The 25,851-nt window shown below is 71.4% G+C and carries 25 protein-coding genes and 1 pseudogene; 14 read left to right on the forward strand and 12 right to left on the reverse strand.

The genetic code is table 11. The features are described 5' to 3' along the window. Positions 1 to 73: 73 nt before the first annotated feature. A complete protein-coding gene (locus tag DC008_RS01345) occupies positions 74 to 961 on the reverse strand; it encodes an SDR family oxidoreductase (RefSeq protein WP_108705305.1) in 888 nt (295 codons plus the stop codon). 110 nt (positions 962 to 1,071) lie between these two features. Between DC008_RS01345 and DC008_RS01350 the strand changes: the two genes are divergently transcribed. Then, on the forward strand, positions 1,072 to 1,800 hold the full coding sequence (locus DC008_RS01350) for a TetR/AcrR family transcriptional regulator (protein ID WP_108705306.1): 729 nt from the start codon (positions 1,072 to 1,074) through the stop codon (positions 1,798 to 1,800). Between the two features lie 101 nt (positions 1,801 to 1,901). Here the strand turns inward: DC008_RS01350 and DC008_RS01355 are convergent, their stop codons facing one another. The 3 genes from DC008_RS01355 to DC008_RS01365 all read right to left on the reverse strand — a co-directional run bounded on the left by DC008_RS01355 (position 1,902) and on the right by DC008_RS01365 (position 7,586). Continuing rightward, positions 1,902 to 3,446: a PTS transporter subunit EIIC gene (locus DC008_RS01355; protein ID WP_108705307.1), complete on the reverse strand. Its 1,545-nt coding sequence runs from the start codon at positions 3,444 to 3,446 to the stop codon at positions 1,902 to 1,904. A gap of 72 nt (positions 3,447 to 3,518) precedes the next feature. Then, positions 3,519 to 4,460 (reverse strand): N-acetylmuramic acid 6-phosphate etherase, encoded by a 942-nt coding sequence (gene murQ, locus DC008_RS01360; RefSeq protein ID WP_108705308.1) that lies wholly within the window; start codon positions 4,458 to 4,460, stop codon positions 3,519 to 3,521. A 231-nt stretch (positions 4,461 to 4,691) separates the two neighbouring features. Continuing rightward, on the reverse strand, positions 4,692 to 7,586 hold the full coding sequence (locus tag DC008_RS01365; protein WP_108705309.1) for an FAD-binding and (Fe-S)-binding domain-containing protein: 2,895 nt from the start codon (positions 7,584 to 7,586) through the stop codon (positions 4,692 to 4,694). Between the two features lie 289 nt (positions 7,587 to 7,875). On the opposite strand from DC008_RS01365, the gene DC008_RS01370 reads away from it, so the two are divergent. Together DC008_RS01370 and sigJ are read left to right on the forward strand one after the other, a co-directional pair. Continuing rightward, entirely contained in the window at positions 7,876 to 8,610 is a 735-nt protein-coding gene (locus DC008_RS01370) for an SDR family oxidoreductase (protein ID WP_108705310.1), read from the forward strand. Between the two features lie 46 nt (positions 8,611 to 8,656). Next, positions 8,657 to 9,625, forward strand: coding sequence for an RNA polymerase sigma factor SigJ (gene sigJ, locus DC008_RS01375; protein WP_108705311.1), 969 nt, complete (start codon positions 8,657 to 8,659; stop codon positions 9,623 to 9,625). 452 nt (positions 9,626 to 10,077) lie between these two features. On the opposite strand, the gene DC008_RS01380 is transcribed toward sigJ, so the two are convergent. The 6 genes from DC008_RS01380 to cseB form a co-directional block, all read right to left on the reverse strand. Continuing rightward, the gene (locus DC008_RS01380) at positions 10,078 to 10,461 is read right to left on the reverse strand and encodes a contact-dependent growth inhibition system immunity protein (protein ID WP_108705312.1); all 384 of its coding nucleotides are present in this window, start codon (positions 10,459 to 10,461) and stop codon (positions 10,078 to 10,080) included. A gap of 83 nt (positions 10,462 to 10,544) precedes the next feature. Further along, entirely contained in the window at positions 10,545 to 11,471 is a 927-nt protein-coding gene (locus tag DC008_RS01385) for a MurR/RpiR family transcriptional regulator (RefSeq protein ID WP_108705313.1), read from the reverse strand. A gap of 50 nt (positions 11,472 to 11,521) precedes the next feature. Further along, positions 11,522 to 12,571: an endonuclease/exonuclease/phosphatase family protein gene (locus DC008_RS01390; RefSeq protein WP_244221317.1), complete on the reverse strand. Its 1,050-nt coding sequence runs from the start codon at positions 12,569 to 12,571 to the stop codon at positions 11,522 to 11,524. Next, positions 12,568 to 13,569, reverse strand: a complete 1,002-nt coding sequence (locus DC008_RS01395) for a D-alanyl-D-alanine carboxypeptidase family protein (protein WP_108705314.1) — start codon at positions 13,567 to 13,569, stop codon at positions 12,568 to 12,570. Before DC008_RS01395 ends, DC008_RS01390 begins: the two co-directional genes overlap by 4 nt. Positions 13,570 to 13,709: 140 nt before the next feature. Then, positions 13,710 to 14,966, reverse strand: coding sequence for a sensor histidine kinase (locus DC008_RS01400; RefSeq protein WP_108705315.1), 1,257 nt, complete (start codon positions 14,964 to 14,966; stop codon positions 13,710 to 13,712). A gap of 1 nt (position 14,967) precedes the next feature. Continuing rightward, complete coding sequence (gene cseB, locus DC008_RS01405) at positions 14,968 to 15,696, reverse strand: two-component system response regulator CseB (RefSeq protein WP_108705316.1); 729 nt, start codon at positions 15,694 to 15,696, stop codon at positions 14,968 to 14,970. 311 nt (positions 15,697 to 16,007) lie between these two features. On the opposite strand from cseB, the pseudogene DC008_RS01415 reads away from it, so the two are divergent. Then, a pseudogene (locus tag DC008_RS01415) lies at positions 16,008 to 16,196 on the forward strand (FAD-dependent monooxygenase); the annotation flags it as partial. Positions 16,197 to 16,377: 181 nt separating this feature from the next. Here the strand turns inward: DC008_RS01415 and DC008_RS01425 are convergent. Further along, a complete protein-coding gene (locus tag DC008_RS01425; protein ID WP_108705317.1) occupies positions 16,378 to 16,824 on the reverse strand; it encodes a hypothetical protein in 447 nt (148 codons plus the stop codon). Between the two features lie 64 nt (positions 16,825 to 16,888). On the opposite strand from DC008_RS01425, the gene DC008_RS01430 reads away from it, so the two are divergent. Next, positions 16,889 to 17,296, forward strand: coding sequence for a hypothetical protein (locus DC008_RS01430; protein WP_108705318.1), 408 nt, complete (start codon positions 16,889 to 16,891; stop codon positions 17,294 to 17,296). A 6-nt stretch (positions 17,297 to 17,302) separates the two neighbouring features. Here the strand turns inward: DC008_RS01430 and DC008_RS01435 are convergent, their stop codons facing one another. Continuing rightward, the gene (locus DC008_RS01435; RefSeq protein WP_108705319.1) at positions 17,303 to 17,902 is read right to left on the reverse strand and encodes a TetR/AcrR family transcriptional regulator; all 600 of its coding nucleotides are present in this window, start codon (positions 17,900 to 17,902) and stop codon (positions 17,303 to 17,305) included. Positions 17,903 to 18,000: 98 nt separating this feature from the next. Between DC008_RS01435 and DC008_RS01440 the strand changes: the two genes are divergently transcribed. From DC008_RS01440 to katG, 9 genes are all read left to right on the forward strand, one after another. Then, complete coding sequence (locus DC008_RS01440; protein ID WP_108705320.1) at positions 18,001 to 18,603, forward strand: NADPH-dependent F420 reductase; 603 nt, start codon at positions 18,001 to 18,003, stop codon at positions 18,601 to 18,603. 37 nt (positions 18,604 to 18,640) lie between these two features. Next, positions 18,641 to 19,768, forward strand: coding sequence for an alkene reductase (locus DC008_RS01445; RefSeq protein ID WP_108705321.1), 1,128 nt, complete (start codon positions 18,641 to 18,643; stop codon positions 19,766 to 19,768). 125 nt (positions 19,769 to 19,893) lie between these two features. Further along, on the forward strand, positions 19,894 to 20,295 hold the full coding sequence (locus DC008_RS01450) for a DUF3662 domain-containing protein (protein ID WP_108705322.1): 402 nt from the start codon (positions 19,894 to 19,896) through the stop codon (positions 20,293 to 20,295). Between the two features lie 183 nt (positions 20,296 to 20,478). Further along, positions 20,479 to 21,180, forward strand: a complete 702-nt coding sequence (locus tag DC008_RS01455) for a type 1 glutamine amidotransferase domain-containing protein (protein ID WP_108705323.1) — start codon at positions 20,479 to 20,481, stop codon at positions 21,178 to 21,180. A gap of 101 nt (positions 21,181 to 21,281) precedes the next feature. Continuing rightward, the gene (locus DC008_RS01460) at positions 21,282 to 21,467 is read left to right on the forward strand and encodes a hypothetical protein (protein WP_123953981.1); all 186 of its coding nucleotides are present in this window, start codon (positions 21,282 to 21,284) and stop codon (positions 21,465 to 21,467) included. A 52-nt stretch (positions 21,468 to 21,519) separates the two neighbouring features. After that, positions 21,520 to 21,870: a nuclear transport factor 2 family protein gene (locus tag DC008_RS01465; RefSeq protein ID WP_108705325.1), complete on the forward strand. Its 351-nt coding sequence runs from the start codon at positions 21,520 to 21,522 to the stop codon at positions 21,868 to 21,870. A 25-nt stretch (positions 21,871 to 21,895) separates the two neighbouring features. Next, the gene (locus DC008_RS01470) at positions 21,896 to 22,489 is read left to right on the forward strand and encodes an antibiotic biosynthesis monooxygenase (RefSeq protein ID WP_108705326.1); all 594 of its coding nucleotides are present in this window, start codon (positions 21,896 to 21,898) and stop codon (positions 22,487 to 22,489) included. Positions 22,490 to 22,512: 23 nt separating this feature from the next. Continuing rightward, on the forward strand, positions 22,513 to 23,418 hold the full coding sequence (locus tag DC008_RS01475) for a LysR family transcriptional regulator (RefSeq protein ID WP_108705327.1): 906 nt from the start codon (positions 22,513 to 22,515) through the stop codon (positions 23,416 to 23,418). 160 nt (positions 23,419 to 23,578) lie between these two features. Continuing rightward, complete coding sequence (gene katG, locus DC008_RS01480; protein WP_108705328.1) at positions 23,579 to 25,771, forward strand: catalase/peroxidase HPI; 2,193 nt, start codon at positions 23,579 to 23,581, stop codon at positions 25,769 to 25,771. Positions 25,772 to 25,851 lie beyond the last annotated feature (80 nt).

The raw sequence follows: 25,851 nt of genomic DNA on the forward strand, positions 1-25,851 counted from the left end.
CCATACCGCCTCGTGTCCCCCGAAAGGTGCGACGCACGCTCGCCTTCTGGGCGGGCACAGAAGCGGGGCAGGCTCACGAGGCCGCGGGTTCGGTGGCGGCTTCCTCCGTCCAGGCGCGCTCCAGCAGGGCGTCGAAGGGGACGGGAGCGCGTCCTGTCAGTCCGGCGAGGGTCGGGTCGACGGCGGTGAACTCACCGTTCCGTGCCGCCGCGAAGATGCTCAGCAGCAGGTCGGCGAGGTCGCTCGGAGCCCCGTGCGCGAGGATCTGCTCGCGGTAGGCGTCGTCGGGGACGACGGTACGGGTGAACGGGCGTCCGGTGACCCGGGACGCGATCTCGGCGATCGTGTCGAGGTCGGGCGCGGCCGCGCCGGTGAGCGGCGGGGTGGGGCCGTCGAAGCGGGCCTCCCCGGTGAGGATCGCGGCGGTGGCCTCGGCGAGGTCGTCGTGGCCGGTCCAGGCGACGGGGCCGTCGGCGGGGAGAGCTATGTCGCCGGTGTGGCGGGCGGCCTCGAGGAACTGGAGCGCGCTGGACGCGTAGAAGCCGTTGCGCAGCGCCGTCCAGGGCAGGCCGGTGGCGTGCAGCAGGTCCTCGGTCGCGGCGTGGTCGCGGCAGGGCTGGAAGCGGGAGTCGTGGGCGGCTCCCATCTGGCTGGTGTAGAGGATGCGGCCTACGTCCGCCTTCACGGCGGCGTCGATGGCGGTGCGATGGCCGGCGACGCAGTCCTCGCCCGCGCGGTCGAGGGAGACGAGAAGCAGGTGCTCCGCGCCTTCGAAGGCGTTCACGAGCGAGGCGGGGTCGTCGAAGTCTCCCTGCCGGACCCGTACGCCGCGGTCGGCGAGGTCCTGGGCCTTGCCGGGGTCGCGGACACTGACGCCCACGCGGTCGGCGGGGACGCGCTCCAGGAGGCGTTCGACGACTCGGCGGCCGAGCTTTCCGGTGGCTCCGGTCACGATGATCATGCGGTTCTCCCGTGTCTCGGGCGGATGTCCCCAATGGGAGTTTCCAGTGGAAACACTTTGACGCTAACACTGGAATATCACTGGAAGCAACTTGCCGATATCATCGATTCATGACTACGCGCGACACCCACGACAGCCCCCGGCGCCGCATCGTCGAGGCCGCCGTCGAGCTCCTGGAGACCGGCGGCCCGGACGCGGTGAGCACCCGTGCGGTCGCCTCGGCCGCGGGTATGCAGCCGCCGGCGATCTACCGCCTCTTCGGGGACAAGGAGGGGCTGCTCGAAGCCGTCGCCGAGCACGGTTACGCGCAGTTCCTGGAGACCAAGCGGGCGTTGCTCGATCCCGCGCCGCAGGACCCGGTGGAGGATCTGCGCCGCGCCTGGGACACGGTGGCGGAGTTCGGGATCTCCCGCCCCGAGCTGTTCGCCGTGATGACCAGGGCGACCGGGCGCGGAGCGGACCAGGCGCACCGCGCGGGCCTGGAGATGCTGTACGGGCGGGTGCGCAGGCTGGCGGCGGGCGGGTGGCTGCGGGTCGACGAGGAACTGGCGGCCCAGATCATCCAGGCCACCGGCCGGGGCGCGGTCACCACCTGGCACTCCACCCCGGCGGAACGGCGAACACCCGCGCTCCTGACCGCCCTGCGGGAGGCCACGGTCGCCGCCATCACGCGCGCCGAGCCCACGGTCCCCGCCGCGGAGAACGGCCCGGCCGCGGCGGCCCGCGCCCTGCGCGCCGCCCTCCCGGACAAGGCCGACGTCCTGAGCGAGGCGGAGCAGCACCTGCTGCGCGAGTGGCTGACCCGGCTGGCGGCGGACGGCGGCGCCCCGAGCGCATGACGGGGTGCCGGAGCGGTCGGCTCTCCGGAACGCGTCGTGGGGCGGTCACCGTTCGGTTGAACGGTGACCGCCCCACAGGACGGTGTATGTGCTGCGGCGCGTCAGCCCGCCGGGACCCCGGCCGGTGCCGGCGCCTCGTCCTTGACGGAAGTCGGGCCGGCGGCGGTCGCGGTGTCCGTGGCGGACTGCGCGGGCGCCACGTTGAGGTCGGCGAGCATCGTCTTCGTGAAGCCGAAGTAGTACGTGGCGAGGAAGCCGCCGAGGTAGCCGACGACCAGGCCGCCCGCGTACACGGCGACCGTCCGGCCGAGCCCGTGGTCGCCGTCGAGCAGCGGGAAGAGCGCCCAGCCCGACGGGCCGATCGCGGTGGAGCCGACGTCCGTGCCCAGCTGGTTGAAGAGACCGACGAACGCGCCGCCGAGGGCGCCGCCGGTGCAGGCCGTGATGAACGGGCGGCCCAGGGGCAGGGACACGCCGTAGATCAGCGGCTCGCCGACGCCGAGGAAGCCCGGCCACAGCGCCGACTTGATGGTCCTGCGGATGGACGTGTTGCGGTGCAGGCGGAAGTAGACGGCGATCGCGGCGCCGACCTGGCCCGCGCCGGCCATGGCGAGGATGGGGAGCAGCACGGTGTACCCCTGCTGCTCGATGAGCGTCGTGTGGATCGGGATGAGCGCCTGGTGCAGACCGAGCATGACCAGCGGCAGGAACAGGCCGCCGAGGATCAGGCCGGCGCCGGCGCCGCCGTGGGAGAGCAGCCAGTTGGCGGCCTCACCGATCTTCGTGGAGACCTCACCGGCGAGGAACATCAGCCCGAAGAGGGTGACGAGACCGGACACCAGCACGGTGATGGTGGGGGTGACGAGGACGTCGATGGAGACGGGCACCCAGCGGCGGCACCACTTCTCGACCTGCACGGCGAGCCACGCCGCTCCGAGGGCGCCGAGGACGCCGCCCTGGCCCGGGGAGAGGTGCTGGCCGAACGCCTCCACGTTGGCGACGCCCGCGTAGACGATGATCGCGGCGACGGCGCCGCCGAGGATCGGTGTGCCGCCGAACTCCTGCGCCGTGTTGTAGCCGACGAACACGGCGATCAGCGCCATGAACCCGGAGGCCATCGCGGTCAGCGCCGGGGTGATGCCGGGCAGCCAGCCCAGGTTGACCAGCAGGCCGTTCAGGCCCGCGATGATGCCGCAGCCGATGAGGGCGGGGATCAGCGGCACGAAGATGTTCGCGATGCGCCGCAGCAGAAGCTTGAAGGGGGTGGCGTTGCGTGCCTTGCGCTCGGCGCGCAGGGCGGCACCCTGGGCGGCGAGGTCGTCGGCGGTCACGGCGTCCGGGGCCGCACCGCCGGCGGGGGCGGCCGTCTCTGGAGCGGCGGCGCGCTCCTCCTCGACGAGGGTCTCGAACTCGGGGGTGACGCGGGCGACGGTGCCCGGGCCGAGCACGATCTGGTAGGTGTCGTCCTCGACGACGCCCATCACCGAGGGCAGTGCCTTGAGCTGTTCCTCCTGCACGAGGGTCCGGTCGTGCAGGCCCAGCCGGAGCCGGGTCATGCAGTGGGCCACCGACGCCACGTTCCGTGCTCCTCCGACGAGGGGCAGGATGGCGGCCGCGGTGTCGCGGTACTTGTTCTCGTTCGCCATGAGATCGGCCTTGCTGTGAGTGGTAGGGGCTGGTGCGTCAGGCGGATACGGCTTGCCGGTCGGCTGCGGCTGTCAGCCGGCCGCGGCTTCGAGGGCGCTGCGCAGATGTCCGTGGGCGGTGCGGAGGAGGCGTTCGGCCGTCGGCGCGTCGACGTCGCCGAGCAGGAGGAGGATCGCGTTCTTGACCTCGCCGCCGGTGGCGGCGAGCGCGGCGGTGACGGCCTCGTCGGAGGCGTCGGTCGCGAGGCCCACGATCCGGTGGGCGCGCGCCCGCAGCTTCTCGTTGGAGGCGCGCAGGTCGACCATCAGGTTCCCGTAGGTCTTGCCGAGCCTGATCATGGTGATGGTGGAGAACATGTTGAGCACGAGCTTCTGCGCGGTGCCCGCCTTGAGCCGGGTCGAGCCGGTCAGGATCTCCGGTCCGACGACGACCTCGATGCCGTGGTCGGCGGCGGCCGCGAGCGCGCTGCCGGCGTTGCAGGACAGCCCGACCGTGAGCGCGCCGAGCGAGCGCGCGTACCGGACGGCCTCGACGGCGTAGGGGGTGCGGCCGGAGGCGGAGATGCCGACCACGACGTCGTCGGCGGTCAGCTTCAGAGCGTCCAGGTCCTGCCGGGCCCCTTCCTCGGAGTCCTCGGCGCCCTCGACGGCGGTGACCATGGCGGCGGGGCCGCCCGCGATGAGGCCGACGACCTGCGCGGGGTCCGTGCTGAAGGTGGGCGGGCACTCGGAGGCGTCCAGCACGCCGAGCCGCCCGGCGGTGCCCGCGCCGGCGTAGACGAGCCGTCCGCCCCGGGACATCCGCTCGGCCATGCCGTCGATCGCGGCGGCGATCTCGGGGAGCCGGGCCGCGACCGCCGCGCTGACGGTGGCGTCCTCGGCGTTCATGTGGCGGGCGATGTCCAGCGTGCTGCGGCGGTCGATGTCCGCCAGGTCGGGCCGGTACGCCTCCGTGGCCAGGGTGGCCAGCTGGTCACGCAGCCTGGCGTCACCGACGGCTTCTTGGATGGACATGAACGTTCACGGCTCCTGTGGTTCGGGCGTTTGAGGGGGCTGGGGCGACTTGGGCTACCTGGGAGGTTTCCGTCATACGCGACGGGAGGCCGGTTCGACCGGCCCGTGTGACACGAGAGACACACGAGTGGCGACGCCCCGAGCGTCGAAACTTTCTTTCACTGCGCTCCGCCGACATGAAACATATTTTCAGTCACGGGGTGCGTCAAGACCCTCCGGGCGATCACCGGGTCACGCTCCGGGAACGGCCGGGGCGGTGGCCGCGTCGAGGAGTTCGAGGATGTGCCGGTAGGGCCGCCCGGTGGCACGGGTCATCCCGATCTCGCAGGTCCGATTGCAGGACGCGTAGGCCTCGTACGACCGGCTGTTGATCTCGGCGGCCTGGCGTGCCGTGGCCACCGCGGTGATCTCGGGATGCAGCAGTCCCCGGTCCCCGGCGAAGGCGCAGCAGCCCCAGGAGTCGGGCACGGTGACGTCACCGCTCAGGGCGGCGGCCACGGTCCGCAGGGCCTCGTCGGCGCCCAGATGGGCCGTGGAACACGTGGGGTGCAGGGCCATGGACGCCAGGGGGCGCACGGCGGGCAGCGCGGGCAGCAGCCGTTCGGCGGTGAAGGCGACGCTGTCCACGAACCGCAGGGCCGCGTAGCGGGCGCGGTCCTGCTCGGGCAGGGCGTCGGCGAGCCGTTCCAGCCCGTGTGTGCACGACGAGGCGTCGCAGACGACGGGCAGCCTGCCGTGGTCGGAGGCGGCCCACAGGGCGTCCAGCGTGCGGGCCGCCATGGTCCGATGGCCGCGGGTATACCCCTTGGACTGCCACGGGGTGCCGCAGCACAGCCCGCCGAGCCCGTCCGGCACGGCGACCGGCACCCCCGCGCGTTCGCACAGCCGCAGGAACGCCCGCGCCGACCCTCCGGTCGTACCGTCGCCCTCCTCGGGGGCGAAGAGGCTGCCGATGCACGCGGCGAAGAACACGGCCTCCGCCCCGGCGGGATGCCGCGCGGCGGGCCGCTCGGGTCCACTGAGCGGCATGTCGTCGGTCCACTCCGGCACCAGTTCCCCGCCGCCGAGCCCTCGCACCGCCCTGGTCACCACCCGGGTGACGGGCAGCGGGACGGCGTGGGCCGTCTTCAGGGCCGTACGCACCCCTGTGACCGCGCCCTCCCAGTGCCGCGCCACCCGGTCGGCGACGCCCTGGGCCGTTCTGCCGTGCCCTTCGGCGCGGAGCCGTTTCATGACCTCGCCCGTGTCGATGTGGACGGGGCAGGCGGTCACGCACAGGCTGTCGACCGCGCAGCTGGCGACGGCGGCATAGCCGTAGTCGTCCTGCAGGACGCGCTTACGGGCGTCGTCGCCCGCCGCGTCGGCGACGGCGATCTCGCGCAGCAGCGCGATGCGCTGGCGCGGGGTCGTGGTGGCGTCGGCGGTGGGACAGACGGGTTCGCAGTAGCCGCACTCGACGCACGCGTCGACGGCCGGGTCCACCTGCGGAACGCTCTTCAGGTTGCCGAGGTGCGCCCGGGGATCGTCGTCCAGCAGGACCCCGGGGCTCAGCAGCTGGTGCGGGTCGCAGAGACGTTTGAGCTCGCGCATGACGTCGTGGAGTTCGCCGCCGTACTGGCGCCGGACGAAGGGGGCCATCGCGCGCCCGGTGCCGTGCTCCGCCTTGAGGGTGCCGCCGGCGTCGAGGACGAGGTCGACCATGTCGTCGGTGAAGCGGGCGTAGCGCTCCAGCTCGCCGTCGGAGTCGAACTCCTGGGTGAGCATGAAGTGCAGATTGCCGTCCCGGGCGTGCCCGAAGATCACGGCGTCGTCGTAGCCGTGCCGGGCGAACAGGTCGATCAGGCCCTCGCCGGTGGCGGTGAGCCGGTCCATCGGCACGGCCACGTCCTCCAGCAGGGCCGTCGTGCCCGGGCGGCGCGCCCCGGCGACCGCCGTGTAAAGGCCCTTGCGCAGCCGCCACAGCCGGTTGCGCTCCCCCGCGTCACGGGTGAGCGCGGCCGGGGTGAGCGTGGGCAGCAGCCGCAGCGCCGGCTCGGCGGCGGCCACGGTGTGCTGCAGCGCCTCGGCGCTGTCCTCGGCGAACTCGACGAGCAGAGCCGCGTGCCCGGTGACGGTGAGCCGGCGCAGGGCCTCCACCGGCTCGCCGGACCGCTGCGCGACCCGCAGGGAGGCAGCGTCGAGCAGTTCCACGGTCCGGGCACCGGCGGCGAGCAGGACGGGCAGGCAGTCGGTGGCCTCGGCGAGACCCGGCAGGACGAACAGACCGGTCGCGGTGTGCGGGAGCAGCGGAACCGTACGGAAGACGGCCTCGGCGACGAAACCGAGCGTGCCCTCGCTGCCGACCATGAGCCGGGCGAGCATGTCGGCCGGGGTGTCGTGGTCGAGGAACGAGTTCAGCCCGTACCCCATGGTGTTCTTCATGGCGAAGAGCCGCTCGACCGTGGCCCGCGAGGCGGCCGAGCCGCGCACCCGGTCCCGCAGCCGGAGCAGCCCCGCGTGCAGCTCGGGCTCGCGCGCCCGCAGTGCCGCGTCGGCGTCGGCGTCCGCCGTGTCGACGACCGTCCCGGACGGCAGGACGAACCGCAGGGACTCGATGGTGCGGTACGCGTTGTCCCGGGTGCCGCAGTTCATGCCGCTGGAGTTGTTGGCGACCAGACCGCCGATGGTGCAGGCGCTCTCACTGGCCGGATCCGGCCCGAGCCGCCTGCCGTACCGGGCGAGCCGCGCGTTGGCCTGCCGAACGGTCAACCCGGGCTGAAGCCGGACGCGACGCCCGTCGTCCAGAATCTCCGCCTCCCGCCAGTGCGTGCGTACGTCGATCTGGACGCCGTCGCCACCGGCCTGCCCGGCGAGGCTGGTGCCGCCCGAGCGCAGCGTCACGGGGAGTCCCACCGCACGCGCCCCGGCCATGAGCGCGCCGACCTCGTCGGCCGACGCCGCCCGGACCACGGCACGCGGGGTGAACAGATATGGGGAGGCGTCGTGGGCCGCCGCGATCCGGCGGGGCAGCGCGGTGCTGACGCGCGCCGGGTCCCCGACGCACGAGGCCAGGAGATCGGCGAGCCGCTCGTCCGAAGGGGGCGGTGACGCGACGGCGGACGGGACGGAGGCGGTGGGGTGACTCATGGCTCCTCGGCGGCGCCGCAGATGCGGCGCGGGTTCGGCGCGGGACGACGGTGGGTCACGGGAGTATCGGGAGCCGCGGCGCCGAATGTCAATAACTTTCAATCAGATGCGTACGATGAAAATTAGTTACATGCGGTGGGTAGGTGTGGGGGTGCCGTACGACCGCAGGCAGGAGCCGACGTCGACCGCGTGACGGCAAGGCCGCCCTGGCCGCCGACCTCACATCTGTCCCGGGTGCGTCGTCATGTTGGTGAGGGCAGCGACTGGCGCCCCGGAACGGAGTGAGGAAATGAAGGTCTTCATCGCTGGCGGACGCGGCCGTGTGGGATCCCCACTTGCCGACACCTTGGAGGCCAAGGGCATCGAGGTGGTCTCGGGAGGCCTTGAGGACGGGATCGACGTGATCTCGGGCAAGGGCCTCGCCGAGGCTCTCGCCGGAGTCGACACCATCGTGAACGTCCTCAACACCCCCCGCTTCGATGCGGACGGGGCGATCTCGTTCTTCGAGGGATCGATCAAGAGCCTCACGGCGGAGGGCGAGCGGGCAGGTGTGCGCCATCACATCGTGCTCTCCATCGTCGGCGTCGGGGAGGGGGACGCTTCGGAGATCGGCTACTACCTCGGCAAGGTGGCACAGGAGAAGGCCGTGCGTTCGGCTTCGATCCCTGCCACGATCATTCGGGCGACGCAGTTCCAGAGCTACATCCCTGCCCTCATCGACCAGCACACCGTGGACGGGAAGGTTCTCGCTCCGAGGACATTCATCCAGCCCGTCGAGTTGGCCGAAGTCATCGACCTGCTCGCCGAAGCGGTCACGACTCCGAAGCCGGGCGGTGAGGTCGAGATCGCGGGACCCGATCGCTTTTACCATGACGACCTCTTCCGCGCCACGCTGGCCCATCGGGGAGACGATCGTCAGGTGGTGACCGTAGACGGAAAGGAGCTCCTCGAGGCCATGATCCCACGCGGCGCGTACCGGAGAGGAACCGTGCGGTATCCGATTCCTGGAATCCCCATCGCCTGAATTCGATGGGGAAGGATGGCGCGAACAGATTGGAAAAGGGTGCCCCATGCCGAAAGATTCTCCTGCCGAATCATCGGACTCCGGAGGAGTCGAGCGCGATGAATCACGGGCTCTCGATGCGGTCATGACGGAACGCCATCGTCTGCTGTCGCTGGCCTTTCGCATGATGGGCACCCTGGCCGATGCCGAGGACGTCGTGCAGGAGACGTATGTGAGGTGGTACCGCCTCGAGCCCGAGGAACGCGACCGAATCGCCACGCCGGCGGCATGGCTGATGCGAGTCGCGAGCCGCATCTCACTCGACCTGCTGGGTTCCGCGCGCGCTCGACGAGAGACGTACGTCGGGCAGTGGCTGCCGGAGCCGGTTCCGGCCGACCTCTTCGCAGGCACGGCGAAGACGCCGCTGAATTCCGGTCACCCTGCTGCCGATCCGCTTGAACGTGTCACCTTGGACGATGCCGTCAGCATGGCGCTGCTGACGGTCCTCGAGGCCATGACCCCGGCAGAGCGAGTGACATTCGTGCTGCACGACGTGTTCGGCGTCCCGTTCGACGAGATCGCCGGCATCGTAGGTCGTTCCCCCGCGGCGGCAAGGCAATTGGCGACGTCCGCACGCCGCCACGTCCGTCGAGGGAGACGCGCACAGGTTTCTCCACACCAGCATGACGAGGTCGTCCGGGCATTCCGCGATGCAACCGTCGGAGGGAACATCGAGGTCCTGCTTCGCCTGCTGGCTCCAGACGTCGAACTGCGAGTAGACGGCGGAGGCTTCGTCAATGCCGCACCTCGGGTCATCCGCGGGGCGGATCATGTGGCCCGGTGGTTCATGGGCGTGATGCGCAAGCAGCCCGCCCTCCGCCTTGAGCGACGCGATACGGCTGACGGCCTCGGTTACATTCTTCGAAGTGGCGGTGATCGATACGGAATGATGACCTTCGACGTCAGCGCTGAGTGCGTCACGAACGTGTGGCTGATGCTGAATCCCATGAAGCTGACGAATTGGTCACTCGACTGACTGATGGTTTCAGGGTGGGGCCCGAGGGCGGCGGAGGCGGACGACGCTGCAGGCCAGGTCGAGCAAGCCCTGGTGGAGATCGGCGCGGTGTTCGTGGCGGGTGCGGAGCCGTTACAACCGGTACAGCGGAACTGACCGGCCCCTTGCATGGTGAGGGCTTCCACAACCTGCACTGGGACAAGAGGCTGGAGCTCAGCCTGGACTGCTTCATCTGCGGCCGCGGCCGACGCACGACCTCCATCCGGTACGGGTTGGAGTACGCCCTGTGCTCGGGCGATGACGAGTACCCCGAGCACCCCACCGCGGCCCGCGTCGCCGCCTTCGACGTCACCGAGGATGGTCCGCCGGCTCACCCGGGGACGTGCTGCGACGCCTCCTGGGCACGGCCGCTCGCGGCACTCCTCGTGGACATTCCGCCGGCTCCTCACCCGACGGCGACCACTGTCGGTGAGCTACAGAGCCAAGAAGCCCTCCACCTCGCGCTTCAGGGCAGGCGGCACGTCGGTCAACGCCGAGACGATCCGGCGGACCTCCTGCCTGAGCTCGGGGAACTCTCTCCAGGCCTCCGCTCTCCTGGTGAGCACGGCGGCCAGCAGATCGCCCTCGTACATGTCGCCTTCCGCCAGTGGGTTGTCCCGGAGGACCTCCATCGCCAGCGGCAGGAGGTAGGCGAGGCCCACGTCCTGTCCGATGAGCAACCGCATGTCCTCGACCGTCAGGCCGCCGATCGGTTTGCGCCGGAGCTCACGCACGGTCGTCATCAAGCGGGTTTCGCCGCCCGGCGGGGCCGACCAGTGATCGCGCTCAAGCTCCTCGAGGGAGAGGTCACGGTTCACGCGTCGACTCACCGCCCGATCGTCCCATGTCAGCTCTCCAACGCGGCTGGGCTCGCTGTCAACTGCCCGCGGGGCCCCGGGGACTACGGGTGTCGCTTTCGTCGACGCTGTACGGCGGTGTACGTCTCCTGGAGCGCTTCCGCCGCCGCGTCGTACGACCGTTGCGCCACGGCCACGAACAGGCAGTCCACGAGGGCCAGTTGGGCAATTCGGCTGACCGTGGCGCCCGAGCGGAACGGGGTCTCGCGGGCGGACGTCGTCAAGACCAGGTCGGCCGCCTGCGCCAAAGGTGACTGCGGGAAGTTGGTGAGGGCGACCGTGGTGGCTCCTCGTGCCGCGGCCACCGTCAGCGGCTCGACCGTGTCCTCCGTCTCCCCCGAGTGCGAGATGCCGATCGCCACGTCGCCGGGGCCCAGCAGGGCGGTCGCCGTCAAGGCGGCGTGCACGTCCGTCCAGACGAACGCGATGTGGCCGATGCGATGCAGCTTCTGGTGCAGGTCCTGGCCGACGAACGCGCTGGCTCCGACGCCGAAGATGTCGATGCGCCGGGCCCCGGTGATGGCGTCCACGGCTCGGCCGAGAACGGACGGGTCCACGCTGCGGGACGTCTCGTCGAGGGCACGGACCTCGTTGTAGATGATCTTCTTGACGATCTGTTCCAGGCTGTCGGACGGATCGATGTCCGTCCCGAGCGCCGACTGCTCCCCGCCCACCGCACGCTCGTGCGCGACGGCGGCGGCCAGTGCCAGCCGCAACTGGGGATAGCTGCCGAAGCCGAGCGACCGGCAGAACCGCAGCACGGTGGCGGGTGACGTGGCCGCGCGCTCGGCAAGCGCGCCGATGGAGAGTTCGGAGCTGCCGGCCGGGTCCGCGATCACGGCGTCGGCGACCCGCCGCAGGGAAGGCGGCAGTGTGGGTCGGCCGGCGCGGACACGGGTGACGGCGTCGGCTCCGCTCCCGCCGGCAGGGCCGCGCTCTGACGTCGTCGAGGGCTCGTCCCGGCGGCTCATCCGCTTCCTCCTCCACCGGACCACGGGCGCTTACGCACCACGTCAGGCAGTTAATCACAACGCGGGGGCGCGGCCGTTTCGGCCTCGGACCCGGGGCATGGCCCTCCGCCCAGTCGCAGGGAGGCCGCCACCGGTCGGTGATCACTGTCGGTGGCGGGCAGCGTCCAGGCCGATCGCGGCTCCATCCCCCGTACGAGGATGTGGTCGATCCGGGCCAGCGGGAACGAGGCCGGCCAGCTCAGGCCGAAGCCGTCCCCCGCCACGTCCTGGGCCGAGCGCAGGCGCGCCGTCAGGACGGACAGGGCGTCGTCGTCCGTAGTGCCGTTGAAGTCGCCGACGACGAGGATCCGGGCGACCCGCTCGGTGCTCAGCGCGGCGGCCAGTCGGCGGGCACCGGCGTCCCGCGCTTCCGTGCCGAACCCCGACGCGGCCGTGAAACGGACGGACGACAGATGGGCGACGTACACGGCGACCGGCCCCTCGGGAGTGCGTACGGTGGCCCGCAGGGCGCGCGGCCAGGGTGCGATGTCGACCGTCCGGGTCTCGGTGAGGGGATAGCGGCTCCACAGCCCGACCGTGCCCCGCACCGAGTGGTACGGGTGACCGGTGGCCAGCGTCCGCTCGTAGACGGGTGTGCTGTCCCCCAGTTCCTCCAGGGCCACCACATCGGCGCCGGACGCGGCCAGGGCGCGGGCCGTGCGGGCCGGGTGCGGATTGTGTTCGTTGACGTTGTGCGTCACGACGGTCAGGTCCCCGCCGGGCGCGCGCTTGTCGAGACAGCGCCCGCCGAAGAGGGAGCACCACACGAGGGCGGGGACCAGCACGGCCACGGCGGCCGTGGCGGAGCGCCGGATCGCCGCGCATACGAGGAGCAGCGGGACCGCGAGGCCCGTCCAGGGCAGGAACGTCTGGACCAGACTCCCGAGATGCCCGGGTCCGGCAGGGACCAGGGAGTGCCCCAGCATGAGGCAGGCCGTCAGAGCGGCGAGCAGGGCGACGATCCGTCCCCGGCGCCACACGCCGTCGTAGCGGCGCGGCCGGGCTGGCGGCTGCGGTGGCGGTGGGGTCGAGCGGGGCGAGGGGGCGAGGACCCTGGTCATGGCTTCGCCTCACCGGCGTCCGCGGCGAGAGCGGCCTCGGTCGCCGACATCCGGTGCCGCACCGCCTCGACAAGTGCCCGGCTGCTGTCGAAGACCGCGATCAGACCCTCCTGCGGACTGGTGCCGGCCCGTTGGTGCAGGACTACGCCTAGGGCCAAGTGCTCCCGCCCTCGCCCGTCGGGCACCGTCACCGCCCACATCAGGGCGCCGCCCGCCGGGGTGCTGGAACCGGTCTTGATGCCGACCACGCCGGGGGTGTCCAGCAGGGTGTTGGTGTTGGGGAGGGTGCGGGAGGACCCCGGAACAGTGGTGCGGGGCTTCGAGACGACAGTCCGGAACGCCTTGTCCCGCATCACCTGCCGGGCCAGTTTCAGCTGGTCGGCGGCCGTGCTCGTCGTCGTGGGCTCGAAGCCGCTGGCCCCGGTGTAGGTGGTCCGGTTCATGCCGAGCGCATCGGCGGCCCGGTTCATCTTCTTCACGAACGCCTCCTCCGAACCGGCGTCCCAACGGGCCAGCAGGCGGGCCACGTTGTTCCCCGACGGCACCAGCATCAGCTCCAGCAGCCGCCGCTCGCTCAGCCGCTGCCCACGCTCCAGCGGGACGGTGGACTCCACACCGGAGACCGACTCGTCGGCGGCCCGCTGGTCGACGGTGATGCCGGGACCGGAGCCGCCGTCCCGCAGCGGGTGGTCGCGCAGGATGACGTAGGCCGTCATCACCTTCGTGACGGATGCGATCGGCACCGGCGTCTGCGGGCCGTGGGAGCCCAGGTCGCCCACGCCGTTGATGCGTACGGCGGCCTGCCCTTCTCGAGGCCAGGGCAGCTCGGCCGCCCAGGGCGTACGGGCCGTCGCCCCGGCCGTGCCCGCGCCGTCCCCGCCGTCCATGTGGACGACACCGAGGGCCAGAAGGCCGGCCAGGGACAGGGTGCCGGTCGAGAGGAGCAGCGGGCGGCGCCACAAGGAGTCATGACGGGGGCGCAGTTGAGGCTCGGGCATGGGGGTACCTCCACAGGACACGGTGCGCGGCGTTCACGCACAGCGGTCACTGTGGGCGGGCCGGATGTCCGTCCCGCCGTACCCGAGTCTTCGCTCCCGCTCAGCCGTGCATCCGTCACGTAACAGGGAGGCGCGGCGCGTCAGGCGGATGGGGGCAGGCGCAGGGTGGCCACGGCCCCGCCGTCGGGGGCGTTCGCGAACGACAGGGACGCCCCGATGACCCTGGCCTGGCCGAGGGCGATGGTGAGTCCCAGGCCGTGGCCGCGGCCCCGTTCCGGTGTCCCGGTGCGAAAGCGCTGGGGTCCGTCGGTGAGCACTTCGGCGGGGAAGCCGGCCCCGTGGTCCCGTACGGTCACCGTCGCCCCGGCCACCGTCACCGTGACGGGGTGCCGTCCGTGCCGATGGGCGTTGACGACCAGGTTCGTGACGATACGGTCGAGGCGCCTCGGGTCGGTCTCCACGGACGCGGCGTCCTCCTCGGTCAGCGGCGTCTCCAGTCCCGTACGACTCAGTGACTCCGCGACCGCCTCGGCCAGCGGGACGCGTCCGACGTCGGCCCGCTCGGCGCCCGCGTCCAGCCGGGAGATCTCCAGCAGGTCCTCGACCAGGGTCCGCAGGACGTGGACCCGGTCCTGGACCAGTTCGGTGGCCTCGCCCTCGGGCAGCAGTCCGCTCGCGGTGACCAGGCCCATCAGCGGGGTGCGCAGTTCGTGCGCGACGTCCGCAGTGAAGCGCTGCTCGGTCAGCAGCCGCTGGTGCAGGCTGTCGGCCATCGAGTCGACCGTGGCCGAGATGTCGGTGATCTCGTCACCGCCCCGGCCGCCGGAACCGGTGCGGGCGGTGAGGTCACCGGCGGCGATCCGGCGGGCGGTGTGCGCCACGCGCCGCAGTCGCCGGTGCGGCAGTTCGGCGGCGAGTGCCGCCAGGGGCACGACGACCCCCAGGGTGAGCAGCGAGTACTTCCACATGTGCCGGTCCAGGGCACGGCGGGTGAGCAGGTCGCTCGTCATGTCGGTCTCCACGGCGACCGGCTCGCCGCGGTACGTCCTCGCCGCCCACATCGACGGGTGGTCACCGGGGTTTTCCCCGTCGTACCAGGTGACGTAGCCGCCGCTCGCGTCCTGACCCGTACGCAGCCGGTGCAGCAGTTCGTCGGGCAGGGCGCCGGGGGTCAGGTGGAGCCCGGGCGGCGGGGTGCCGTCGCGCTCGTAGTCCTCCAGCGCCCGGCTCAGCGACTCGACGGCCTTGGCGCCGCCGTCGTTCATGGAGCGGTCGAGGGTGCTGGAGTGCACCAGCCGGCCGACGGTCAGCGCGACGGCGCAGCAGCAGACGGCGACGAGCAGGGCGATCTTCCAGCGCAGCGAACGCCAGTTGCGCAGGTCGCGTATGAGGTCCATGTCAGCGCCGCAGCTTGTAGCCGAAGCCGCGTACGGTCTCGACGCGCTCGGCTCCGATCTTCCTGCGCAACCGTTGCACGCACAGGTCGACCACACGGCTGTCGCCGTCCCAGCCGTAGTCCCAGACGTTGCGCAGCAGGGTCTGCCGGTCGAGGACGATGCCGGGGTTGGCGGCGAACTCCAGCAGCAGCCGCAGCTCGGTGGGGGCCAGCGCGACGGGACGCCCCGCCACCGCGACCTCGAGTCCGGCGGTGTCGATGACGAGGTCTCCGAAGACGAGCCGGGTGCCGGTGTCGGCCGGGGACGACTCCGGTCCCACCCGGGTCCGGTCGGCGGTGGGGGCGTACACGGCCCGCCGCAGGAGGGAGCGGATACGGGCCACCAGGACCGCCGTGTCGACGGGTTTGACGACGTAGTCGTCCGCGCCCGCCTCCCGCCCGGAGACGACGTCCAGGGCGTCGCCGCGCGCGGACATGATCAGGATCGGGGCCATGCTGGTCTCCCTGATCCGGCGGCACAGCCCGATGCCGTCGAGGCCGGGGAGCATCACGTCGAGCAGCAGCAGGTCGTGGCCGCCCTCCCGGAACCGTTCGAGTCCGGTCAGACCGTCGGCGGCGCGGGTGACGCGGTAGCCGTAGCGTTCCAGCGCCAGCGCGACCGACCTGCGGATGACCTCGTCGTCCTCGACCAGCAGGATCGACACGGGTGCCGGGGTGTCCCCGTCAGCCATGGGGCCCGACCTTCCTTCCGTGCCGTACACCGCTCACGTCGCACGCGCGGCGGCCTGTCGTCCAGGTCCGCAATTATGTCCGCCGCACCCCGCGATCGTGCATCTGTCACAGCTCAGCCCTGTATCAGCCGTGTATCGGGGAGTGTGCGCGCCCGCTCTCGATCACGGCGTATCGCCGCGGTGCCGCTCCGCTGTCGGGGCGCTGTCGGCACGGTCGCCCCGCTGTCGGCGGCCTGTCGGCGGCGCTCGGCACCTTGGGCAGCGGAGGCCGTCCGGAACCCACGGCGGCACGAGGACGAAGGAGCCACGCCATGCGGACCCCAGTGACGATCATCGGCGCCGGACTCGGCGGGCTCACGCCGGCCCGTGTCCTGCACCTGCACGCCGTCCCCGTCACCGTCTAGGAGGCGGAGTCGTCCCCCTCGGCCCGTACGCAGGGCGGGCTGCTCGACATCCACGACTGCAACGGGCAGCTCGCCGGCTGGGCTCCCGAACTCACCGCCCTGATCACGGAAAGCGATGTCGCGCCGGTCCTGCGCCCGCTGTACGCCCTGCCGGGCGGGCATCGGTGGAACAGGGCGCCGGGGGTGACCCTGCTCGGTGACACGGCTCACGGCTTGGTCGCCCTCTTCGAGAAGAGCCAGGAGGGCACCCAGGCCGCAGAGTGACGGCCGAAATCCCTCACCGCGGAGACGGGCCGGGGTCGACCTCCGGGTGCGTGAACCTCACGGGCCTGCCCAGCGACCGGGCGTAGGCGATCTCGGCCCGGGTGCTGTCCCCGATGTAGTCGCCGACGACCAGCACCTCGTCGGCGAGCCGGATCTTCGCCCGGTGCAGCTCGTCGAGCCGGGCCTTCAGCCCCTCGGCCTGGTCCGGATCGGACCAGAGCGGGTGCGGTGACTTTAGGTCACAGCCCGGTTTGACGACGATCCTGCCGGCTTCGGTCTCCCGCACGTCGGCCTCGTTCATCTCGGCCATGAAGCGGGTGGAGCCGCAGATCGCGACGATCCCCGGCAGGCTCAACAGCTGCTTCGCCTCGTCGAGTTTCTCCTCGGGGGTGAGCGATTCCGGGTACGGCACTGGCTCCTCCTGAAGGGTGAGATCCCCGGGCGGCTGACACCTTGGCATAGATCATTCCGGCACTGACACTCGAACGGCGTCACCGCTGCACAGACGGTGCGAGGATGTGCCGATGGGGATCAGTGACAGCGAGGGCGTTCAGTACCTGCGGTTCCAGTCGCCGCATCGCAACGACCGAGGTCGGTTCACCGGCGTCTTCGGCCTCGTGAACAACCTCGCTCGGGAGGGCAGGCTGTCGGAGGAGCAGGAGGCGTTCCGGCGCCTCAACAACAAGTGGTACGACGCGGCGTACACCGACCCCTCGACCGTCGACCCCACCGTCTACGACGACGAGGTCAACCCGGGTGCCGCGGCGTGGTTCAAGCCGTCGGCCACGCATCTCCTCGCTCGCGTCCCCGGCTATCTGGAGATCCTGTCCGCGCATGGCGTCGACTGCCGGGTGCTGCGTTCCACGGATCCGGGACAGGTCGTCTACGAGGACGACGTGCAGATCGTCGTCGTGCCGTACGCGCACAGCTGAGGGCGCTCAGTCGAGTGCGTGCGCCCGGCATGTCTCCAGGATCTCGTCGGACAGCCCGGGCTCGACGTGCCGCACCGCGCGGGCGAGCACCATCGCGCCGACCATCTGGCTGAGCAGCAGGACCGCCCGCTCGCGGGCCTCCCGCGGAGACAACGCCTCGTCCGCCTCGCGCGCGAACTCTCCGGCGAATCCCGCCAGATAGCCCTCCACGCCACCCGTGTACGAGCGCTGAATCGTCTCGTCGTGGCGTCCGGCGTCGATCACCAGGGAGGCGGAGGGGCAGCCTCCGTCCGGGGCGTCGCGGTGCTCGGCCGAGAGATAGTCGTCCACCACCCTCCGCAGCGGTGAGCCGGTGGGCTCGTCACCCGCCTCCACGGCCTGCGCCAGCACGCCCAGGGACGACGCGAAGGACGCGTTGCAGACCTCCGCGGCCAGGTCGTCCTTGGACGCGAAGTGGTTGTAGAAGCCGCCGTGGGTCAGGCCCGCCTCCTTCATCAGGTCGGCGATCCCGACGGCGTCGATGCCCTGTGCGCGGAACAGGCGCCCGGCCGCCTCGACGATGTTCTGCCGGTTTCTGGCCTTCTCTTCCTTGGTGATCCGTGGCATGCCCGCTCTCCTTCGCCGACCGCACCGCGTTTGACGTTTTCAAGGTTACCTCTCATCATTACTTTAATGATGCTCGTCATTAAAATCGGAGCTCCCTGATGAAGATCGGCATGCTCGGAGCCGGGACCATCGCCCAGGCCATCGCCCGGCACGCGGTCCGGCACGGCCACGAGGTCGTCCTCAGCAACAGCCGAGGACCCGACTCCCTGGCCCCCTTGGTGCAGGACCTCGGCCCGCTCGCGTCCGCCGCGACCCCCGCCGAAGCCGCCACCGCGGACCTCGTCGTCCTCGCGGTCGGCTGGCCGCACGTCCCCGATGTGGCCGCCCGACTCCCGTCCCTGGAAGGGACGGTCGTCGTCGACGCCACCAATCAGTTCGCCACCCTGCACCCGCGCCCGACGGTCGCCGACCTGGGCGATCTCACCGGCAGCGAATACGTGGCCTCGCTCCTCCCCGGCGCCCGCGTGGTGAAGGCCTTCAACTCCCTGTTCGCGGGGTACATCGCGCCCGATCCGCGCCATGAGGCCGGCCGACAGGTGCTGTTCCTGGCCGGTGACGACGCCGACGCCAAGGACACCGTGGTGCGGCTGACCTCGGAGTTCGGCTTCGCGCCCGTCGACGTCGGCGGCCTGCGCGAAGGAGGCCGCCTCCTCCAGCTCGGGGGCCCGCTGTCCGGCCTCCACGTCCTCAAGCAGGACTGACCCCCTCCCCCAACTCCCCTTCAGGAGACAGAACTTCATGTCCGACCAGACCCCGGCCCCCGCCACCACCCAGCCCCTCCTGCGCCCCGTCCGTCTGGGCGCGCTCGAACTGCCCAACCGGGTCGTCATGGCACCCATGACCCGCGCCCGGGCCGCCAACCCCGAGCTGACCCCCACCGATCTGCACGCCACCTACTACACCCAGCGCGCGAGCGCCGGTCTGCTCATCAGCGAGGGGACCTGGGTCAACCCGGACGCGATCGGCTACATCCACGTCCCCGGCATCTACACCGACGCCCAGACCGCCGGCTGGGCCCAGGTCACCGACGCCGTGCACGCGGCGGGAGGCCGGATCGTCTCCCAGATCGGCCATCTCGGCGCGGTCTCGCACCCGGACCACCAGGGCGGCCGTCTCCCCGTCGGCCCCTCGGCCGTCAACCCCCAGGAGATGTCCTTCACCCCGGACGGCCCGAAGGCCACCGTCACGCCCCGCGCCCTGACGAGCGCGGAGATCGCGGACACGATCCGCAGCTACCGGCAGGCCGCCGCCAACGCCCGGCGCGCCGGGTTCGACGGCCTGGAGATCCACGCGCAGGGGTCCCATCTCATCGCCCAGTTCCTCAACCCCCGCCTCAACCAGCGCACCGACGCCTACGGCGGCACCAGTGAGAAGCGCGCCCAGCTCCTCCTCGACCTCGTGGACGCGGTGAGCGACGTGTGGGGCGGCGAGCGGGTCGGCGTCAAGCTCTCCCCGTACTGGAACGGCGGGCCCACCTTCACGGCGGACGCCGACACACTGGCCGACTACGACCTGCTGCTGAAGCGCCTCGACGACAGCGACCTGGCCTACCTCCACCTCGTCGGCCCGGCCCCCGGCTCGGACACCGACGACACCCTCACCGCGTTCAGCCGATTCCGCTCCCACTACGGCGGCTCCGTCATCGCCAACCTCGGCTTCACCCAGGCGACCGGCAACGACCTCCTCGAACGGCGGCTCGCCGACGCGGTGTCCTTCGGCGCCCCCTTCATCGCCAATCCGGACCTCGTCGAGCGCTTCACACACGGACACCCCCTCGCCGAGGGCGACCGCGACACGTACTACGCCGGTGGAGTGAAGGGGTACACGGACTACCCGGCCGTGACCGGCTCCCAGCACGGCCGTTGAGCGCCTGCTCTCATCCGAGCATCATCCGAACGTCCTCCCGAGGCAATGAAGCCGGCGTTCTGGGCACCCGCTTCTGCAGCGCGTGACACAAGGCACTGACGACGGGACAGAGGAGTGGCGTTCGGATGAGCAACCTCACCGGATGGGAGCAGGCGCTCGAGCGGGTCGGAGGACGGCTGTTCGAGCGGTGGTTCCGCAAGGAACCGGTCGAACTGGTGGCCGCGCTGCGGCGCGAGTGCGACCGGCATGCGGTGGTGTGCAGCGAGAGCCGTGTCGTGGTCCCCAACGCATACGACGTGGAGCTCGCCGAGCACGTCCACGCAGAACTCGGCGGCCACCGCTCCCGGGTGGGGCAGGTGCTCACCGACAAGCTCGCGCAGTACGGCGCGCACCGCGGCTACGAGTGGGCGGGACCCCTGGCCGTGCACGTGACCACGTCCCGTGACGTGCCCAACGACCGCTACCGGGTGTCGAGCCGGGCCATGGCCCATGTGAGCGCCGTCGGCTTCCCCTCCGTCAGCGGCTGACTTCGGCCGCACTGACGACCCGCTGAGCGGCATCTATAAGTTTCCTTATGGCTCTCGGAATGTCAGTGGAAGATCGGTGATGGATCGTGGGGTTGTTCCCATCAGCCGCCGGGCACCCCGTCCGGACGGTGCGCGGGTTCACCGCGTGACATCCGTTTCCCACTGACAAGGCCAGGCCTACTCATGTCGAAGATCCTCATGGTCGTCTCCGCCGCCACGACGCTGGAGCTCGCCGACGGTTCCGCCCACCCGACCGGCTTCTGGGCCGAGGAGGTCGCCGCCTCCCACCGTGTGCTGACGGCCGCCGGGGCGACCGTGGACATCGCCACGCCGGGTGGCGCGAAGCCCACCGTGGACGCCCTCAGCCTGAGCGAGCAGGGCGGCGTCTCCCCGGCCGACGCCGCCGAGTTCGAGTCGTACCTCGCCGGTATCGCCGACACGCTCGCGGCTCCGCTGTCGCTGTCCGACGTCACGCTGGACGACTACGACACGGTCTACATCCCCGGCGGCCACGCGCCGATGACCGACCTCGCCCAGGACGCCGACCTCGGCCGTCTGCTGAACCAGGCCGCCGCGCGGGGCAAGACGGTGGCCGCCCTGTGCCACGGTGTCGCCGGTCTGCTCAGCGCCACCAAGGAGGACGGCACCTTCACCTTCGCCGGTCGCGCGCTGACGTCGTTCACCGACGAGGAGGAGAACCAGGGCGGCCTCGGCGCCGACACGCCGTACTACGTCGAGTCCCGGCTGCGTGAGCGCGGCGCGGACGTCCGTACCGGTGCCGCCTGGAGCAGCACGGTCGTCGTGGACGGCAATCTGATCACCGGTCAGAACCCGCAGTCGAGCACGGCGACCGCCGAGGCGGTCCTCAAGACCCTCGCCGCCTGAGCCAGGCGCGGCGGCGCGCTCACACGCACACGTCCGGGGGCAGGGCGTCAAGCCCGTGCCCCTCTCCGCCGACGGGCTCGCCCCGCTTGGCCGGCGCGCCCGTGGGCCAGGTCCCGATCACGATCCGTACGACCCCGGACGGCGCCCGCGCGTTCGTCGCCGGCCTCCGCTCCGGCACCGTGCACGTGGTGGACCTGGCCGACGGTTCCGTGATCACGGTGCCGGACGTCGACCCGGGGGACCCCGACACGACGCAAGGCGCCCACGGCATCGCCCATCTCCCCTGACATGCTTCCTGTGCCGCACCCGCGGCACGGCCACACGAACGGACACGCCTCGATGACGCGCAGCCCTCAGGAGACCTTCAGCGACCACGTCCGGGCCCTCGGCTCCGGAGACCTCGACGCGATCGCCGCCGACTTCGCACCCGATGCCGTCCTCCTCACCCCGGCCGGCGTCCTGCACAGGCGTGAGGGGGTGAAGCAGGGCATCGGCGGCGTCCTCGCCGATCTCCCGAACGCGCGGTGGAAGCCCGGAACGCCGGTCTTCACCGATGACGTGATGCTCCTGGAGTGGGCGGCGGACGCGGACGGGGCGCGCGTCGAGGGCGGCGTGGACACCCTCTTCCGCGACGGCCTCATCCGCGCCCAGACCGTCCGCTACACCCTGCTGACCGAGCCCACGGCCTGACCACCCGCACCGGAAGGACGGCCCGATGACGCGACGACCGGCGTCCCCGCCGCCGACGCCCGCCGCCGACGAACCGCAGGGCATCACGCTCGTCATCAGCTGGGCCGTCCAGCGGGGCCGCGAGGAGGAGTTCGAGGAGCTCACGCACGAGATCGCGGAGCGGGCACGGGAGTTCTGCGGCCACGACGGTGTGACCTGGCTGCGTCCGCACGGGAGCCAGGGCGTCTATCACAGCGTCCTTCGCTTCACCGACGAGGATCGGCTCATGGAGTGGGTCCGGCTGCCCGAACGGCAGGACTGGCTCCGGCGCGTCCACGAGATCGCCCACGAGGTGTCGACGTCGCCGCCGCAGACCACGGGGACCGAGACCTGGTTCAGTCTGCCGGAGCAACCGGTCAAGGCCCCGCCGAAGTGGAAGGCGACCCTGATGACCATGCTGGGCGCCTACCCCGTGTCGTTCCTCATCAACTGGCTGCTCAGCCCGCACCTCGGGTCCTGGCCACTGCCGCTGCGCGCCCTGGCCTTTCCCGTGGTGGCGGCCCCGCTGCTGACCTTCCTGATCATGCCCCGCCTCAGCCGGCTCTTCCGGAACTGGCTCTATCCGGACACCCGCCGCTGACCTGTTGAGAGGAGGAAGACCGCGTGCCGAGCCTGGACCTGCTGGCCACGTTCCTGGAGATCTACCGCGCCGGCTCCCTGTCCGCGGCCGCCCAGCGGCTGGGCGTGACACAGCCCGCCGTCACCGGTCAGCTGGCCCGGCTCGAGGAGCAGATCGGGGAGCCGCTGTTCCTGCGCTCCCGGCAGGGTGTCACGCCGACGCCGCGCGCGGCCGCCCTGGCGGCCCGGGTCAGTCTGCACCTGGACGGCCTGCGGGACGTCCTGGGCTCCACGGAGGCCGAGCCGCCGCTGCGCGGGACGGTACGGATCGGTGGCGCGGCCGAGATCATGACCCTGCGGGTGCTGCCGGCGCTCGCCCCGCTCACCGGCCGCGGTCTGTATCTCCAGGCGAGCTTCGGCCTGGCCGAGGCTCTGCTCGCGGACCTGGCCGCCGACCGTCTCGACCTCGTCGTGTCGTCCATCCGGCCTACCCATCAGGGCCTTCTCGGCGTCCCGCTCGTCGACGAGGAGTTCCTGCTCGTGGGCCCTCCGTCGATGGCCCGCACCGTGGACGCCGAGCGGCTGCGGACCGACCCGGCCGAGGCGCTGGCGGCGCTGCCGCTCGTCGCCTACGGGGAGGAGCTGCCGATCCTGCGCCGCTACTGGCGCAGCGAGTTCGGCCACCGCCCCGCCAACCCGGTCGCCCTCGTCGCCCCGGATCTGCGTGCCGTCCTGGCGGCCGTGGAGGCGGGCGCGGGGATCTCGGCGCTGCCGCGCTACCTCGCCGACCCGGCCCTGGCAGCGGGCCGGGTCGTACGGCTCCACCGCTCGGAGGCGCCTCCACTGAACACGCTGTACCTCGCGGTACGGCGGGGCGCACCGGCCAACCCGGCCCTCACCGTCGTACGCGAGCAGCTCACCGACGCGGCCACGGCGTGGGGAGCGCTCTGAGCGGGAGGCGACCGGGCGCGCAGCGCGCCCCGTTTCCCTCCTGCGGGCGCCATGGGTCCGTTCGCGCGCGTGTCGGATTGCCCGCCGCGCGCAAAGCACCCACCGTCAGAAGGAGAATCCGACAAAAGGGACACGACACTCCAGGAAGCAGGACGCGCACATGCCCGGCAGTGAGAGCGAGAACCCGGCGATCCCCTCCCCCACCCCGACGGCCACCCGGCCCCGGACGAACCGGGACTGGTGGCCGAACCAGCTGGACCTTCAGGTCCTCCACCAGCACTCTCCGCGGGCGAATCCGATGGACCCCGACTTCGACTACGCCAAGGAGTTCGCGTCCCTCGACGTCGAGGCGCTGAAGCGGGACGTGTTCGACGTGATGAGGACGTCGCAGGACTGGTGGCCCGCCGACTACGGACACTACGGCCCGCTCTTCATCCGGATGAGCTGGCACTCGGCGGGGACGTACCGGATCGCGGACGGCCGGGGCGGTGGCGGCAGCGGCGCGCAGCGGTTCGCGCCGCTGAACAGCTGGCCGGACAACGCGAGCCTGGACAAGGCGCGCCGTCTGCTGTGGCCGGTCAAGCAGAAGTACGGGAAGAAGATCTCCTGGGCGGACCTCCTGGTCTTCGCCGGGAACTGCGCCATGGAGTCCATGGGGTTCAAGACCTACGGGTTCGCCTTCGGCCGGGAGGACGTGTGGGAGCCCGAGGAGATCTTCTGGGGTCCCGAGGACACCTGGCTCGGGGACGAGCGCTACAGCGGCGACCGGGAGCTCACCGGCCCCTTCGGCGCCGTGCAGATGGGGCTGATCTACGTCAACCCGGAGGGTCCGAACGGCACCCCCGACCCGATGGCCGCCGCCCGGGACATCCGGGAGACGTTCGGGCGGATGGCGATGAACGACGAGGAGACGGTCGCGCTCATCGCGGGCGGTCACACGTTCGGCAAGTGCCATGGCGCGGTCGACCCCAGCTGCCTCGGCCCGGAGCCCGAGGGTGCCCCCATCGAGCAGCAGGGCCTGGGCTGGCGGAACACCTGCGGCTCCGGCAAGGGCTCCGACACGCTGACCAGCGGGCTCGAAGGGGCGTGGACGTACGAGCCGACCAAGTGGGACAACGGGTTCTTCGACAACCTGTTCGGCTACGACTGGGAGCTCACGACGAGCCCGGCGGGCGCCCACCAGTGGACCCCGACCGACCCGTCCGCCCGGGACAAGGTGCCGGACGCCCACGACCCGTCCAAGCGGCACGCCCCGATCATGCTGACGACGGACCTCGCGCTGAAGCTGGACCCGGTCTACAGGCCGATCTCGAAGCGCTTCCACGAGAACCCGGAGGAGTTCGCGCTCGCCTTCGCCAAGGCGTGGTTCAAGCTGCTGCACCGTGACATGGGTCCCCGCTCGCGCTACCTCGGCCCGTGGATCCCCGAGCCGCAGCTGTGGCAGGACCCCGTTCCCGACGTCGACCACAACCTGGTCGGGGACGCGGACATCACCGCCCTCAAGCGCACGATCCTCGACTCGGGGCTGTCGGTCTCCCAGCTCGTCATCACCGCCTGGGCCTCGGCGGCCAGTTTCCGCGGCACCGACAAGCGCGGCGGCGCCAACGGGGCGCGGATCCGGCTCGCGCCGCAGAAGGACTGGGAGTTGAACAACCTGCCCGAGGTGACCGGGACGCTGCGGGCGCTGGAGCGGATCCAGCAGGACTTCAACGGCACGCAGAGCGGCGGGACCCGGATCTCCCTCGCCGACCTGATCGTCCTGGGCGGCTGCGCGGCCGTCGAGAAGGCCGCGGCCGACGCCGGGCACCAGGTCACCGTTCCCTTCGCGCCGGGCCGTACGGACGCCACGCAGGAGCAGACGGACGTCAACACCTTCGACGTCCTCGAGCCCGCGGCCGACGGCTTCCGCAACTATCTGAAGCCCGGCGAGAAGCTCTCCCCGGAGACGCTGCTGCTGGACCGCGCCAACCTGCTCACCCTCACCGCCCCCGAGATGACCGTCCTCATCGGGGGCATGCGCGCGCTGGACACCGGCTTCAAGGGGGCCCGGCGCGGCGTCCTCACCGAGCGGCCCGGGGTGCTGACCAACGAATTCTTCGTCAACCTCCTCGACATGGGCACGGAGTGGTCCACGTCCACCACGGACGAGAACGTGTACGAGGGCCGCGACCGGGTCACGGGTGACGTCAAGTGGACCGCGACCGCCGTCGACCTCGTGTTCGGCGCGAACTCCCAACTCCGCGCCCTCAGCGAGGTGTACGCGGCCCGGGACGGCGACGCGAAGTTCGTCCGTGACTTCACGGCCGCCTGGGACAAGGTCATGAACCTGGACCGGTACGACCTTCACCGCTAGGTCGTGTCCGTAAAGTCGCGTCGTCCGCCCGTAGGGCGGGCCGAGCGGCGTCCGGTGCGTGCTCTGGGGGTACCCCCTGC

Source organism: Streptomyces nigra (assembly GCF_003074055.1).
Taxonomy (GTDB): domain Bacteria; phylum Actinomycetota; class Actinomycetes; order Streptomycetales; family Streptomycetaceae; genus Streptomyces; species Streptomyces nigra.

Excerpts from the sequence above, each read along its gene's own strand:
- sigJ (WP_108705311.1), top strand. The coding sequence starts at position 8,657 with ATGCCGAAAGATTCTCCTGCCGAATCATCGGACTCCGGAGGAGTCGAG.
- DC008_RS01395 (WP_108705314.1), bottom strand. The coding sequence starts at position 13,569 with ATGCCCGAGCCTCAACTGCGCCCCCGTCATGACTCCTTGTGGCGCCGC.
- DC008_RS01450 (WP_108705322.1), top strand. The coding sequence starts at position 19,894 with ATGAGCAACCTCACCGGATGGGAGCAGGCGCTCGAGCGGGTCGGAGGA.
- DC008_RS01465 (WP_108705325.1), top strand. The coding sequence starts at position 21,520 with ATGACGCGCAGCCCTCAGGAGACCTTCAGCGACCACGTCCGGGCCCTC.
- DC008_RS01385 (WP_108705313.1), bottom strand. The coding sequence starts at position 11,471 with ATGAGCCGCCGGGACGAGCCCTCGACGACGTCAGAGCGCGGCCCTGCC.
- DC008_RS01435 (WP_108705319.1), bottom strand. The coding sequence starts at position 17,902 with ATGCCACGGATCACCAAGGAAGAGAAGGCCAGAAACCGGCAGAACATC.
- DC008_RS01455 (WP_108705323.1), top strand. The coding sequence starts at position 20,479 with ATGTCGAAGATCCTCATGGTCGTCTCCGCCGCCACGACGCTGGAGCTC.
- DC008_RS01470 (WP_108705326.1), top strand. The coding sequence starts at position 21,896 with ATGACGCGACGACCGGCGTCCCCGCCGCCGACGCCCGCCGCCGACGAA.
- DC008_RS01390 (WP_244221317.1), bottom strand. The coding sequence starts at position 12,571 with ATGACCAGGGTCCTCGCCCCCTCGCCCCGCTCGACCCCACCGCCACCG.
- DC008_RS01365 (WP_108705309.1), bottom strand. The coding sequence starts at position 7,586 with ATGAGTCACCCCACCGCCTCCGTCCCGTCCGCCGTCGCGTCACCGCCC.
- DC008_RS01355 (WP_108705307.1), bottom strand. The coding sequence starts at position 3,446 with ATGGCGAACGAGAACAAGTACCGCGACACCGCGGCCGCCATCCTGCCC.
- DC008_RS01370 (WP_108705310.1), top strand. The coding sequence starts at position 7,876 with ATGAAGGTCTTCATCGCTGGCGGACGCGGCCGTGTGGGATCCCCACTT.
- DC008_RS01445 (WP_108705321.1), top strand. The coding sequence starts at position 18,641 with ATGTCCGACCAGACCCCGGCCCCCGCCACCACCCAGCCCCTCCTGCGC.
- katG (WP_108705328.1), top strand. The coding sequence starts at position 23,579 with ATGCCCGGCAGTGAGAGCGAGAACCCGGCGATCCCCTCCCCCACCCCG.
- DC008_RS01400 (WP_108705315.1), bottom strand. The coding sequence starts at position 14,966 with ATGGACCTCATACGCGACCTGCGCAACTGGCGTTCGCTGCGCTGGAAG.
- cseB (WP_108705316.1), bottom strand. The coding sequence starts at position 15,696 with ATGGCTGACGGGGACACCCCGGCACCCGTGTCGATCCTGCTGGTCGAG.
- DC008_RS01350 (WP_108705306.1), top strand. The coding sequence starts at position 1,072 with ATGACTACGCGCGACACCCACGACAGCCCCCGGCGCCGCATCGTCGAG.
- DC008_RS01440 (WP_108705320.1), top strand. The coding sequence starts at position 18,001 with ATGAAGATCGGCATGCTCGGAGCCGGGACCATCGCCCAGGCCATCGCC.
- DC008_RS01425 (WP_108705317.1), bottom strand. The coding sequence starts at position 16,824 with ATGCCAAGGTGTCAGCCGCCCGGGGATCTCACCCTTCAGGAGGAGCCA.
- murQ (WP_108705308.1), bottom strand. The coding sequence starts at position 4,460 with ATGTCCATCCAAGAAGCCGTCGGTGACGCCAGGCTGCGTGACCAGCTG.
- DC008_RS01430 (WP_108705318.1), top strand. The coding sequence starts at position 16,889 with ATGGGGATCAGTGACAGCGAGGGCGTTCAGTACCTGCGGTTCCAGTCG.
- DC008_RS01345 (WP_108705305.1), bottom strand. The coding sequence starts at position 961 with ATGATCATCGTGACCGGAGCCACCGGAAAGCTCGGCCGCCGAGTCGTC.